Source organism: Pseudoxanthomonas koreensis, assembly GCF_010093225.1.
GTDB lineage: Bacteria > Pseudomonadota > Gammaproteobacteria > Xanthomonadales > Xanthomonadaceae > Pseudoxanthomonas > Pseudoxanthomonas koreensis.
This window is the reverse complement of record NZ_PDWM01000018.1, coordinates 1-13,830: the sequence shown is the minus strand read 5'-3', so window position 1 is coordinate 13,830 and position 13,830 is coordinate 1. Positions and strand designations below refer to the sequence as shown.

The window sequence follows — 13,830 nt, the reverse complement described above, 5'->3', positions numbered from 1 at the left end:
CCGGGCCTGGCGGCCCGGGAGGCACTGCTCACTCGCCCGCGGTGCCCTCGTCGGCGACGGCCGCGGCCTCGACCGGCGCTTCGGCCACAGCCTCGGCACCACCCGACAGTGCGGCGATCTCAGCCTCCGTGAGACCAGAGGCGGTGCGACGGCGCTGGCTGTGGTACGCCAGGCCGGTGCCGGCCGGGATCAGGCGGCCGACGATCACGTTCTCCTTCAGGCCGCGCAGGCTGTCGCGGGTACCGCGCACGGCGGCCTCGGTCAGCACGCGGGTGGTCTCCTGGAACGAGGCCGCGGAGATGAACGACTCGGTCGCCAGCGAGGCCTTGGTGATGCCCAGCAGCACCGGGTCGAACTTCGCCGGCAGCTCGTTGCGGCCGACCAGGCGGGAATTCTCCTCGATCACGCGCTGGCGCTCGACCTGCTCGCCGTTGAGGAACTTCGAATCGCCCTGGTCGGCGATCTCGACCTTGCGCAGCATCTGGCGGGTGATCACCTCGATGTGCTTGTCGTTGATCTTCACGCCCTGCAGGCGGTACACGTCCTGGATCTCCTTGACCAGGTAGGCCGCCAGCGGCTCGATGCCCAGCAGGCGCAGGATGTCCTGCGGGCTCGGCTCGCCGTCCACCACGGTCTCGCCCTTGGTCACGTGCTCGCCTTCGAACACGATGATCTGGCGGTACTTCGGGATCAGCTCCTCGTGCTCGCCGCCCTCGTTGTCCTTGATGATCAGGCGCTGCTTGCCCTTGGTGTCCTTGCCGAAGCTGACCACGCCCGAACGCTCGGCCAGGATCGCCGGATCCTTCGGCTTGCGCGCTTCGAACAGGTCGGCCACGCGCGGCAGACCGCCAGTGATGTCGCGGGTCTTGGACGCTTCCTGCGGGATCTTGGCGACCACATCGCCCACGCCGACCGGCGCCCCATCCTGCAGGTTCACCAGCGAGCGCGGCGGCAGCAGGTACTGCGCCGGCAGGTCGGTGCCCGGGATGGTCAGGTCCTTGCCGTCCTTGTCGACGATGCGGACCAGCGGACGCAGGTCCTTGCCCTGGGTGCCGCGGCGCTTGGGATCGGTGATCTCGCGCGAGGCCAGGCCGGTCAGCTCGTCGGTCTTCTCGATGACGGTGACGCCATCCACGAAGTCCACGAAGCGGACGAAGCCAGCCACTTCCGACACGATCGGGTGGTTGTGCGGATCCCAGTTGGCGACCGACTGGCCGGCCTTGACCTCGGCGCCGTCCTTGACGCTGATGGTCGCGCCGTACGGCAGCTTGTAGCGCTCGCGCTCACGGCCGTGCGGGTCGAGCACGGAGATCTCGCCCGAACGCGACACCGCGACCAGGGTGCCGTTGCTGTGGTCCACCGACTTGAGGTTGGTGAACTTCACCGAACCGGTGGTCTTGACCGTGATGTTGTCCACCGCCGCCGCACGCGAAGCCGCGCCGCCGATGTGGAACGTACGCATGGTCAGCTGGGTGCCCGGCTCGCCGATCGACTGCGCGGCGATGACGCCGACCGCCTCGCCGATGTTGACGATGTGGCCACGGGCCAGGTCGCGACCGTAGCACTGCGAGCACACGCCGAACGAGGATTCGCAGGTGATGGTCGAGCGGACCTTGATCGACTGCACGCCGGCGTCTTCCAGCTTCTGCACCCAGCCCTCGTCGAGCAGGGTGTTGCGGGTGACGATCGGATCCTCGTCGTTGCCCGGCAGGAACACGTCTTCGGCCACAACGCGGCCCAGCACGCGATCGCGCAGCGGCTCGACCACGTCACCGCCCTCGACGATGGGGGTCATGGTCAGGCCGTAGCCGGTGCCGCAGTCGACCTCGGTGATCACCACGTCCTGGGCCACGTCGACCAGGCGGCGGGTCAGGTAACCGGAGTTGGCGGTCTTCAGCGCGGTGTCGGCCAGGCCCTTTCGCGCGCCGTGGGTGGAGTTGAAGTACTCCTGCACGTTCAGGCCTTCGCGGAAGTTGGCCTTGATCGGCGTCTCGATGATCGAGCCGTCCGGACGTGCCATCAGGCCGCGCATGCCGGCCAGCTGGCGGATCTGTGCCTGCGAACCACGCGCGCCGGAGTCGGCCATGATGTACAGCGAGTTCATCGACTTCTGCGCGATGGCCTCGCCCTTGGCGTTGACCACCTTGTCGGTGCCGATGGTGTCCATCATCGCCTTGGCGATGCGCTCGTTGGTGCGCGACCAGATGTCGACCACCTTGTTGTAGCGCTCGCCGGCGGTGACCAGGCCGCTCTGGTACTGCTCCTGGATCTCCAGCACCTCGGCCTCGGCCTCGGTCAGGATGCCCTTCTTCTCCTGCGGGATCAGCATGTCGTCGATGCCGATCGAGACGCCGGCGCGGGTCGCGTAGGCGAAGCCGGTGTACATCAGCTGGTCGGCGAACACCACGGTGTCCTTCAGGCCGAGCTGGCGGTAGCAGGAGTTGATCAGGCGCGAGATCGCCTTCTTGTTCAGATCGGTGTTGGCCAGCGCGAACGGCAGGCCTTCCGGCAGGATCTCGGCCAGCAGGGCGCGGCCGACCGTGGTGTCCACGATCGAGGTCTTGCTCGCCTTGTTGCCAGCCTCGTCGGTGACGACTTCGGCGATGCGGACCTTGACCTTGGCGTGCAGCTCGACCACGCGGTTGTCGTAGGCGCGCTTGACCTCGGCCACGTTGGCGAACGCCATGCCCTCGCCCTTCTTGTTCTCGAGGGCGCGGGTCATGTAGTACAGGCCGAGCACGACGTCCTGCGACGGCACGATGATTGGCTCGCCGTTGGCGGGCGAGAGGATGTTGTTGGTCGACATCATCAGCGCGCGCGCTTCCAGCTGGGCCTCCAGGCTCAGCGGGACGTGCACGGCCATCTGGTCACCGTCGAAGTCGGCGTTGAACGCGGTGCAGACCAGCGGGTGCAGCTGGATCGCCTTGCCTTCGATCAGCACCGGCTCGAACGCCTGGATGCCCAGGCGGTGCAGGGTCGGGGCGCGGTTCAGCAGCACCGGGTGCTCGCGGATCACCTCTTCGAGGATGTCCCACACGTCGGCCTCTTCGCGCTCGACCAGCTTCTTGGCGGCCTTGATCGTGGTGGCCAGGCCGCGACGCTGCAGCTTGGCGAACACGAACGGCTTGAACAGCTCCAGCGCCATCTTCTTCGGCAGGCCGCACTGGTGCAGGCGCAGGTACGGGCCCACGACAATCACCGAACGACCCGAGTAGTCCACGCGCTTGCCGAGCAGGTTCTGGCGGAAGCGGCCCTGCTTGCCCTTGATCATGTCGGCCAGCGACTTGAGCGGGCGCTTGTTGGTGCCGGTGATGGCGCGGCCACGGCGGCCATTGTCCATCAGCGCGTCGACCGACTCCTGCAGCATGCGCTTCTCGTTGCGCACGATGATGTCGGGCGCGTTGAGCTCCAGCAGGCGGCGCAGGCGGTTGTTGCGGTTGATGACGCGGCGGTACAGGTCGTTCAGGTCGGAGGTCGCGAAGCGGCCGCCGTCCAGCGGGACCAGCGGGCGCAGGTCCGGCGGCAGCACCGGCAACACGGTCATGACCATCCATTCCGGGCGGTTGCCGGACTCGATGAACGCCTCGACCAGCTTGATCCGCTTGGTCAGGCGCTTGAGCTTGGTCTCCGAACCGGTGGCGGCGATCTCCTCGCGCAGGCGGGCCATCTCGGCCTGCAGGTCGATCGTGCGCAGCAGCTCGTAGATCGCCTCGGCGCCCATGGCGGCGTCGAAGTCGTCGCCGTGCTCCTGGCGCGCGGTGAGGTACTGCTCCTCGGTCAGCAGCTGGCGGCGCTCAAGCGGGGTCAGGCCCGGCTCGGTGACCACGAACGCTTCGAAGTACAGGATCCGCTCGATGTCGCGCAGGGTCATGTCCAGCATCAGGCCGATGCGCGACGGCAGCGACTTGAGGAACCAGATGTGCGCGACCGGCGAGGCCAGGTCGATGTGGCCCATGCGCTCGCGGCGCACCTTGGCCAGGGTCACCTCGGTGCCGCACTTCTCGCAGACCACGCCGCGGTGCTTCATGCGCTTGTACTTGCCGCACAGGCACTCGTAGTCCTTGATCGGGCCGAAGATGGCGGCGCAGAACAGGCCGTCGCGCTCGGGCTTGAAGGTGCGGTAGTTGATCGTCTCGGGCTTCTTCACCTCGCCGAACGACCACGAGCGGATCAGGTCGGGCGAAGCCAGCGCGATCTTGATCGCGTCGAAGTCCAGCGTCTGGCGCTGCTGGTTGAAGAGGTTGAGCAGGTCTTTCATTTCATGTCTCCGTCAGGAGTGAAGGCGTGTTTGGCGGTTCGATGCGGGATCGCGGCGGCCTGGCCCGGGTTGCGGGCGGCCGCCACGCGCCTTACTCGTCCTCCAACTCCATGTTGATGGCCAGCGAGCGGATTTCCTTCACGAGCACGTTGAAGGACTCCGGCATGCCGGCGACCATCTCGTGGTTGCCGTCGACGATGTTCTTGTACATCTGGTTGCGGCCCTGCACGTCGTCGGACTTCACCGTCAGCATTTCCTGCAGGGTGTAGGCCGCGCCGTAGGCTTCCAGCGCCCAGACTTCCATTTCGCCGAAGCGCTGGCCGCCGAACTGCGCCTTGCCGCCCAGCGGCTGCTGGGTGACGAGCGAGTACGGGCCGGTCGAACGGGCGTGCATCTTGTCGTCGACCAGGTGGTTGAGCTTCAGGTAGTGCATGTAGCCGACGGTCACCTCGCGCTCGAACGCCTCGCCGGTGCGGCCGTCGTGCAGCACGGTCTGGCCGCTGCTGGGCAGTTCGGCCAGCTCGAGCATGCGCTTGATCTCGGCCTCGCTGGCGCCGTCGAACACCGGGGTCGCCATCGGCACGCCATTGGTCAGGTTCTTCGCCATGCCCAGCAGCTCCTCGTCGCTGAACTGCGACAGGTCCACCCGCTCGCCGACCGCGGTGCGGTCGTGGTTGTAGATGTCCTCGAGGAACTTGCGCAGGTCCTTGACCGCGGCCTGGGCCTCCAGCATGCGCTGGATCTTGCGACCCAGGCCCTTGGCCGCCCAGCCCAGGTGCACTTCCAGGATCTGGCCGATGTTCATTCGCGAAGGCACGCCCAGCGGGTTGAGGACGATGTCCACCGACTCGCCCGAGGCCATGTACGGCATGTCCTCGACCGGGACGACGTTCGACACCACGCCCTTGTTGCCGTGGCGGCCGGCCATCTTGTCGCCCGGCTGGATGCGGCGCTTCACCGCCAGGAACACCTTGACCATCTTCAGCACGCCCGGGGCGAGGTCGTCGCCCTGGGTGATCTTGCCGCGCTTGTCGTCGAAGCGGCGCTCGAACTCCTTCTCGTGCGCGGCGATCTGCTTCTGCGCGCGCTCGATGGCTTCCGAGGCGTCCTCGTCCTTCATCCGCAGCAGGAACCAGTCGGACTTCTTCAGGCCGTCCAGGTAGGCGTCGGTGAGGCTGTCGCCCTTCTTCAGGCCCGGGCCGCCGTTGGCGACCTTGCCCACGATCTGCGAGCGCAGGCGCGCGTAGATCGCCGCTTCCAGGATCCGGAACTGGTCGTCGAAGTCCTTCTTGACGCGCTTGATCTCGCTCTCTTCGATCTGCTTGGCGCGCTTGTCCTTCTCGATGCCGTCGCGGGTGAAGACCTGGACGTCGATGACGGTGCCGTCCATGCCCGGGGGCACGCGCAGCGAGCTGTCCTTAACGTCCGAAGCCTTCTCGCCGAAGATCGCGCGCAGCAGCTTCTCTTCCGGAGTCAGCTGGCTCTCGCCCTTCGGCGTGACCTTGCCGACCAGGATGTCGCCGGCGCGGACCTCGGCGCCGATGTAGACCACGCCCGACTCGTCCAGGCGGCCGAGCGCCTGCTCGGACACGTTGGGGATGTCGGCGGTGATCTCCTCCGGGCCCAGCTTGGTGTCGCGGGCCGCACAGGTCAGTTCCTCGATGTGGATCGTGGTGTAGCGGTCTTCCTGGACCACCCGCTCGGACAGCAGGATCGAGTCCTCGAAGTTGTAGCCGTTCCACGGCATGAACGCGATCAGCATGTTCTGGCCCAGGGCCAGCTCGCCGATGTCGGTGGACGGACCGTCCGCCAGCACGTCGCCGCGCGCCACCACGTCGCCCACGTGCACCAGCGGGGTCTGGTTGATGCAGGTGTTCTGGTTGGAGCGGGTGTACTTGGTCAGGGTGTAGATGTCGACGCCGGCATCGTGCTCGCCGGAGATCTCCACCTCGTTGACCTTGACCACGATGCGGCCGGCGTCGACCTGCTCGATCACGCCGCCGCGGCGGGCGTTCACGGTCACGCCCGAGTCGCGCGCCACGGCGCGCTCGATGCCGGTGCCCACCAGCGGGGTCTGCGAACGCAGGGTCGGCACGGCCTGGCGCTGCATGTTCGCGCCCATCAGCGCGCGGTTGGCGTCGTCGTGCTCCAGGAACGGCACCAGCGCCGCGGCGACCGACACGGTCTGCATCGGCGACACGTCCATGTAATGGATCTCGGACGCCGGCTTCAGCAGCGACTCGCCCTGGTAGCGGACCGGGGCGAAGGCCTCGGTCAGGCGGCCGTCCTTGTCGTGGGCAGCGTTGACCTGGGCGATGACGTACTCGTTCTCCTCGATCGCCGACAGGTAGTCGACCTCGTCGGTGATGCGGCCGTCCACGACCTTGCGGTACGGCGTCTCCAGGAAGCCGTACTGGTTGGTGCGGGCGAACACCGCCAGCGAGTTGATCAGGCCGATGTTCGGGCCTTCCGGGGTTTCGATGGTGCAGACGCGGCCGTAGTGGGTCGGGTGCACGTCGCGCACTTCGAAGCCGGCGCGCTCGCGGGTCAGGCCGCCCGGGCCCAGCGCCGAGACGCGGCGCTTGTGGGTGACTTCCGACAGCGGGTTGTTCTGGTCCATGAACTGCGACAGCTGCGAGGAGCCGAAGAACTCCTTGATCGCGGCGGCGACGGGTTTCGCGTTGATCAGCTCCTGCGGGGTCAGGCCTTCCGACTCCGCCATCGACAGGCGCTCCTTCACCGCGCGCTCGACGCGGACCAGGCCCACGCGGAACACGTTCTCGGCCATTTCGCCGACCGAACGCACACGACGGTTACCGAGGTGGTCGATGTCGTCCACGGTGCCACGGCCGTTGCGGATCTCGGTCAGCACGTTGAGCACGTCGAGGATGTCGGAGGTGGCGCCCTGCGCTGCGACCAGCCGCTTGGACTCCTCGTCGTTGCGCTCGCCGAAGTACTTGGAATCGAACAGCACCGACGGGCCGAGCACGTCCTTGCGGCCGACGCGGCGGTTGAACTTCATCCGGCCCACGGCCGACAGGTCGTAGCGCTCGAAGGTGAAGAACAGGTTGTGGAACAGGTTCTGCGCGGCTTCCTTGGTCGGCGGCTCGCCCGGACGCATCATCCGGTAGATCTCGACCAGCGCCTCGAGCTGGGTGCGGCTCGGGTCGATGCGCAGGGTGTTGGACAGGTACGGGCCGCGGTCCAGGTCGTTGACCCACAGCGTGCCCACGGCGGCGACGCCGGCCTTGCGGAAGGCGGCCAGCTGCTCGTCGGTGATCTCGTCGTTGGCCGAAGCCAGCAGCTCGCCGGTGTTGGCGTCGACCACGTCATGGGCCAGGATGCGGCCGAGCAGGTACTCGTCCGGCACCGCCAGCGCGGCGATCTGCGACTGCTCCAGCTGGCGCACGTGGCGCGCGGTAATGCGCTTTCCGGCTTCCACGATGACCTTCTCGCCGTCGGCCAGGTCGAAGTTCAGCGTCTCGCCGCGCAGGCGCTCGGCCACCAGCTCCAGCTGCACGCCTTCGTTCGGGTCGATGTGGAAGGTGTTGATCTCGAAGAACGCACGCAGCATCTCTTCGTTGTTGTAGCCCAGCGCGCGCAGCAGGATCGTCACCGGCAGCTTGCGGCGACGGTCGATGCGGGTGTACAGCGCGTCCTTCGGGTCGAACTCGAAGTCCAGCCAGGAGCCGCGGTAGGGGATGATGCGGGCGCTGTACAGCAGCTTGCCCGAGCTGTGGGTCTTGCCGCGGTCGTGGTCGAAGAACACGCCCGGCGAACGGTGCAGCTGCGAGACGATTACGCGCTCGGTGCCGTTGACGATGAAGGTGCCGTGCTCGGTCATCAGCGGGATCTCGCCGAGGTAGACCTCCTGCTCCTTCACGTACTTGATCGCCTTGGTCGACGACTCGCGGTCGTAGATCACCAGGCGCACGGTCACCCGCAGCGGGGCGCCGTAGGACAGGCCGCGGTTGCGGCACTCGCGCTCGTCGAACACCGGCTCGCCGAGCTTGTAGCCGACGTATTCCAGGGCGGCGTTGCCGCTGTAGCTGGAGATCGGGAACACCGACTTCAGGGCGGCGTGCAGGCCGGTGTCGCGGCGCTTGGCCGGGTCGGTGTCGGCCTGCAGGAACTCGCGGTACGAGTCGACCTGGATGGCCAGCAGGAACGGCACCTCGAGGATCGAGCGCTGCTTGCCGAAATCCTTGCGGATGCGCTTCTTCTCGGTGAACGAGTACGTCGTCATTGGGTGTACCACCTTTGGCAGTGCGGGCCGCGCGTCCGCGGACCGGGGGGAACATGAAGCTGTCAGTCGGTAGTCGCTGGTATTGCCGGCACCAGCACGCCCTATCCCGCTACTTCCGACTACCAGCTCCGCATGTGCGTGAGACTGGGTTTCCTGTTGCTTGCGGCCGCCTGGAGCCCGCGGCTCCGGAACGACCAAAGGCCGGGGGCTTTCGCCCCCAGCCTTCGCGCATCACCGAGTATGCCGGCGATGCAAGGTGTCGCTTACTTGAGCTCGACGGTGGCGCCGGCGGCTTCCAGGTCCTTCTTGAACTTGGCGGCGTCGTCCTTCGACACGCCTTCCTTGACGTCCTTCGGGGCGCCTTCGACCAGGTCCTTGGCTTCCTTCAGGCCCAGGCCGGTGATGGCGCGGACGGCCTTGATGACCTCGACCTTCTTCTCGCCGGCGGCCTTCAGCACGACGGTGAACTCGGTCTGCTCCTCGACCGGGGCGGCGGCGGCGGCCGGGCCGGCGGCCACGGCGACCGGGGCGGCGGCGGAGACGCCGAACTTCTCTTCGATGGCCTTGACCAGCTCCATCACTTCCATCAGGGTCTTGCCGGCGATGGCTTCGACGATCTGCTCGTTGGAAAGGGACATTGTGATTACCTTCTGGATGTTTATCTAAAGGGAAAGGGAAATCGTCGACGCGACTCAGGCTTCCGCCGGAGCCTCTTCGGCCGGGGCGGCTTCGCCACCACCCTGCTGCTCGGCGACGGCCTTGACCGCGCGGGCGAACATGGTGGCCGGTTCGGCCAGGACGCGGGCCAGCATGGCCAGGGCCTGGTCGAGGGTCGGCAGCGAGGCCAGGACTTCGACGTGGCTGGCCGGGTACAGCTGGCCGCCGACGGCGACCACCTTCGGCTGCAGCTTGTCGTTGCCCTTGGCGAACTCCTTGATCAGGCGACCGGCGGCGCCGGGCTCCTCGGTCGAGAACGCATACAGCAGCGGACCCACGAGCGCATCCTTGGTGCACTCGAACTCCGTGCCTTCGATGGCGCGCGCGGCCAGCGTGTTCTTGACAACCTTCAAGTACACGCCGTTCTCGCGGGCCTTCTTGCGCATCGCGGTCATCTGGGAGACCGAGGTGCCTGCGTATTCGGCGGCGATCAGGGAGTGCGCCTTGGCGGCGACGTCGGCCAGTTCGGCGACGACTTCCTTCTTCTGGGACAGATTGAGAGCCATAACACTCCTCCGTAGTAACTCCGCTCGCGGCTCCTGCCGCTTGCGGTCCTGGGCGGCGCCCTTCCGTGCGCGCCGGGGATGCCTCGGGCATCCCGGTGCTGGCCTTTCTGATCCGGAGTCCCGAATGGATCGGTCTACCGGTAAAACTTCCAGAAGGCGGCACCATCTGCGCAGGTTTCGGGTCCTCGCGGACCTTCGATTAAGCGATCCCGCTGCATCGACGGCGATTCCCTGCCAATGCGAGCATCCGTGCCCGTCGTCGATGTGCGCCGACCGCGCCTGCGGTCTTTGACGGCTGTCGCCGGGATGAACCGGCGACTGCCCTCAAAATGCCGCCTGGCGCTCGCGCGCCAGGACGGGTGAAACGATTACTTCAGGGTCAGCGAGGCCTGGTCGACGGTCACGCCCGGGCCCATGGTCGAGCTCAGCGAGATCTTCTGCAGGTACTGGCCCTTGGAGGTCGCCGGCTTGGCCTTGATCAGGTCCAGCAGCAGCGCCTGCAGGTTGGACTTCAGCGCGTCATCGCCGAAATCGGCCTTGCCGATCGTGGTGTGGATGATGCCGGCCTTGTCGGTGCGGTAGCGGACCTGGCCCGACTTGGCGTTCTTCACCGCCTCGGCCGGGTTCGGCGACACGGTGCCGACCTTCGGGTTCGGCATCAGGCCGCGCGGGCCCAGCACCTGGCCGAGCTTGCCGACCACGCGCATGGCGTCCGGGGTGGCGATGACCACGTCGTAGTCCAGGTCGCCGGCCAGCATCTTCTCGGCCAGGTCGTCCATGCCCACGGCCTCGGCGCCGGCGGCGGTGGCCTCGTCGGCCTTGGCGCCGGCCGGGGCGAACACCGCCACGCGCACGGTCTTGCCGGTGCCCGCGGGCAGCACGGTCGAGCCGCGCACCTGCTGGTCGGACTTCTTCGCGTCAACGCCCAGGCGGACGGACACGTCCACGGCCTCGACGAACTTGGCCTTGGTGAAGCCCTTGATGATCTTCAGCGCCTCGTCGATGGAGTACGCCTTGCCCGGCTCGACCGCAGCCTTGATCGCCTTCTGTCGCTTGTTCAGTGCCATGTCCTCAGCCCTCCACCGTCAGGCCCATCGAACGGGCCGAGCCCGCGATGGTGCGCACAGCCGCATCCAGGTCCGCCGCTGTCAGGTCGGGCTCCTTCGCCTTGGCGATGTCCTCGAGCTGCTTGCGGGTGACCTTGCCCACCTTCTCGGTGTTCGGGCGCTTGGAGCCGGAGGTGATGCCGGCGGCCTTCTTGAGCAGCACGGTGGCCGGGGTGCTCTTGGTGACGAAGGTGAAGGTACGGTCCGAGTAGGCCGTGATGATGACCGGGGTCGGCAGACCCGGCTCGAGCTTGGAGGTCGCCGCGTTGAACGCCTTGCAGAACTCCATGATGTTCAGGCCGCGCTGGCCCAGGGCCGGACCGACCGGCGGCGAGGGGTTGGCCTGCCCGGCCTTCACCTGCAGCTTGATGTAACCGACTACTTTCTTTGCCATTTCAATGCTCTCCGGGTGCAGACGCCTGGGTCACAGGCTCCCCATCGTTCCGGGAAAATCACGCGTCCCGGCATCGCGTCTTGAACTCGAACCCCGATCGGGCAAAGGCCGCCAGTGCGGCGGCCATTGCGGATACCCGGCTGTCCCGGGCAGGGAGCCGCGTATTATAACAGGTTTTTACAGGCCCGTGGGCGGCGCCGTCCGGCGCCCGCCGCGGCCGGCCTCAGGCCTTCTCGACCTGGCCGAATTCCAGCTCCACCGGGGTGGAGCGGCCGAAGATCAGCACCGCCACGCGCAGGCGGCTCTTCTCGTAGTTGACTTCCTCGACCACGCCGTTGAAGTCGTTGAACGGGCCGTCGGTGACCCGGACCATCTGGCCGGGCTCGAACAGGACCTTGGGCTTGGGCTTCTCCACGCCCTCCTGCACGCGCTGCAGGATCGCGTCGGCCTCTTCGTCGCGGATCGGCAGCGGGCGGTCGGCGGTGCCGCCGATGAAGCCCATGACCTTGGAGGTCTCCTTGATCAGGTGCCAGCTCTCGCTGTCGATGCGCGGGATGCCGCCCTCGTCGTGGGTCTCGATCTGGACCAGCACGTAGCCCGGGAAGAACTTGCGCTCGGAGCGGCGCTTCTGCCCGGCGCGCATCTCGACCACTTCCTCGGTCGGCACCAGGACGTCGCCGAAGCGGTCTTCCATGCCGTTGCGGACGATGCGGTCGCGCAGCGCCTGGGCGACGCTCTTCTCGAAACCGGAATAGGCATGAACCACGTACCAACGCTTCACTGCGTCATTCTCCTCAACGGCCCAGGAACCACTGGATGGCCTTCTGCACCACGAAATCGAAGCCGGCCAGCGTCAGGCTGACGATGACCACGACGATGATTACCACCCAGGCCATGCGCGTGGTCTCCTGGCGGGTCGGCCAGACCACCTTGCGCAGCTCGAAGCGCGACTCGGACAGGAACTCGCGCACGTCGCGCCCCTTGGCCGTAACCAGGAACACCGCGGTGGCGGCCAGCAGGCCGGCGACCACGGCCAGGCCACGCAGCTGCGGACCCCATTCGCCCAGCTGGGCGGCGCGCGCCGGCGCCGAGAACCAGAACCAGACGAACAGGCCACCGATCGCCAGCAGGGCGGCGATGACGTACTTGGCGATGTCGCCGCCGGAAGCGGCCTGGGCCGGGTTGATCTTGCTGTTCGCCAATGCGAGTCCCTCGCAGGAGCCCGCCATCCGTGCGCGGACTTCTCGATCTCTTGCAGAACGGCCGTCCGACGACCGCATTCGGTAAGTGGCACGCCAGGAGGGACTCGAACCCCCAACCTGCGGTTTTGGAGACCGCTGCTCTGCCAATTGAGCTACTGGCGTACGTGTTGAAACCTTCAGCTCCCTTAGACGGCGAAGGCGGACCGGGGTTCCGGACCGCCTTTGCCTGTCAGTCCTGCAGTGGGAGCCACTGGATCCACGCCTGGGCGGGGATCGCGGACCGACGCAGCCGGGCAGGCTCGCGCCTGCCCGGGCCGGTCCATTACTTGATGATCTTGGCCACGACGCCGGCGCCGACGGTGCGGCCGCCTTCGCGGATCGCGAAGCGCAGGCCTTCGTCCATCGCCACCGGGTTGATCAGGGTGACCACCATCTTGATGTTGTCGCCCGGCATCACCATCTCCACGCCTTCCGGCAGCTGAACCGCGCCGGTGATGTCGGTGGTGCGGAAGTAGAACTGCGGACGGTAGCCCTTGAAGAACGGGGTATGACGGCCACCCTCGTCCTTCGACAGCACGTACACCTCGGCCTCGAACTCGGTGTGCGGGGTGATCGAACCGGGCTTGGCCAGCACCTGGCCGCGCTCCACGTCGTCACGCTTGGTGCCGCGCAGCAGCAGGCCCGCGTTGTCGCCCGCCTGGCCCTGGTCCAGCAGCTTGCGGAACATCTCCACGCCGGTGACCGTGGTCTTCTGCGTCGGGCGGATGCCCACGATCTCGATTTCGTCGCCCACCTTGATGATGCCGCGCTCGATGCGCCCGGTCACCACGGTGCCGCGGCCGGAGATCGAGAACACGTCTTCCACCGGCATCAGGAACGGCTTGTCCACGTCGCGCTGCGGCTCCGGGATGAACGTATCCAGCGCGTCCACCAGCTTCAGGATCGCCGGCACGCCGATCTCCGACTGGTCGCCTTCCAGCGCCAGGCGGGCCGAGCCGTGGATGATCGGGGTGTCATCGCCCGGGAAGTCGTACTTGCTCAGCAGCTCGCGGACTTCCATCTCCACCAGCTCCAGCAGCTCGGCGTCGTCCACCATGTCGGCCTTGTTCAGGAACACCACGATGTACGGACGCCGACCTGGCGCGACAGCAGGATGTGCTCGCGGGTCTGCGGCATCGGGCCGTCGGCCGCCGAGCACACCAGGATCGCACCGTCCATCTGCGCCGCACCGGTGATCATGTTCTTCACGTAGTCGGCGTGGCCCGGGCAGTCCACGTGCGCGTAGTGGCGCGTCGGGGACTCGTATTCCACGTGCGCGGTCGAAATCGTGATCCCGCGCGCCTTCTCTTCCGGCGCCGCGTCGATCGCGTCGTACGCCTTGAACTCGCCGCCGAAACGCTC

The 13,830-nt window shown here is 67.1% G+C and carries 8 protein-coding genes, 1 tRNA gene and 1 pseudogene; all 10 read right to left on the bottom strand.

The features are described 5' to 3' along the window. Positions 1-28 precede the first annotated feature (28 nt). A complete protein-coding gene (gene rpoC / locus CSC64_RS07275) occupies positions 29-4,258 on the bottom strand; it encodes a DNA-directed RNA polymerase subunit beta' (RefSeq protein ID WP_162434663.1) in 4,230 nt (1,409 codons plus the stop codon). Between the two features lie 91 nt (positions 4,259-4,349). Continuing rightward, positions 4,350-8,504, bottom strand: a complete 4,155-nt coding sequence (gene rpoB, locus CSC64_RS07270) for a DNA-directed RNA polymerase subunit beta (protein ID WP_162434662.1) — start codon at positions 8,502-8,504, stop codon at positions 4,350-4,352. 263 nt (positions 8,505-8,767) lie between these two features. After that, positions 8,768-9,142, bottom strand: coding sequence for a 50S ribosomal protein L7/L12 (gene rplL / locus CSC64_RS07265; protein WP_162376517.1), 375 nt, complete (start codon positions 9,140-9,142; stop codon positions 8,768-8,770). Between the two features lie 54 nt (positions 9,143-9,196). After that, entirely contained in the window at positions 9,197-9,727 is a 531-nt protein-coding gene (rplJ, locus tag CSC64_RS07260; RefSeq protein ID WP_162434661.1) for a 50S ribosomal protein L10, read from the bottom strand. A 368-nt stretch (positions 9,728-10,095) separates the two neighbouring features. Next, on the bottom strand, positions 10,096-10,794 hold the full coding sequence (rplA, locus tag CSC64_RS07255; RefSeq protein WP_162434660.1) for a 50S ribosomal protein L1: 699 nt from the start codon (positions 10,792-10,794) through the stop codon (positions 10,096-10,098). 4 nt (positions 10,795-10,798) lie between these two features. Further along, complete coding sequence (gene rplK, locus CSC64_RS07250) at positions 10,799-11,227, bottom strand: 50S ribosomal protein L11 (protein WP_162434659.1); 429 nt, start codon at positions 11,225-11,227, stop codon at positions 10,799-10,801. Positions 11,228-11,450: 223 nt separating this feature from the next. Continuing rightward, positions 11,451-12,008: a transcription termination/antitermination protein NusG gene (gene nusG / locus CSC64_RS07245; protein WP_162434658.1), complete on the bottom strand. Its 558-nt coding sequence runs from the start codon at positions 12,006-12,008 to the stop codon at positions 11,451-11,453. Positions 12,009-12,021: 13 nt separating this feature from the next. Then, entirely contained in the window at positions 12,022-12,429 is a 408-nt protein-coding gene (gene secE / locus CSC64_RS07240; RefSeq protein ID WP_162434657.1) for a preprotein translocase subunit SecE, read from the bottom strand. 86 nt (positions 12,430-12,515) lie between these two features. Continuing rightward, positions 12,516-12,591, bottom strand: a tRNA-Trp gene (locus CSC64_RS07235). A gap of 160 nt (positions 12,592-12,751) precedes the next feature. After that, a pseudogene (gene tuf / locus CSC64_RS07230) lies at positions 12,752-13,830 on the bottom strand (elongation factor Tu); the annotation flags it as partial.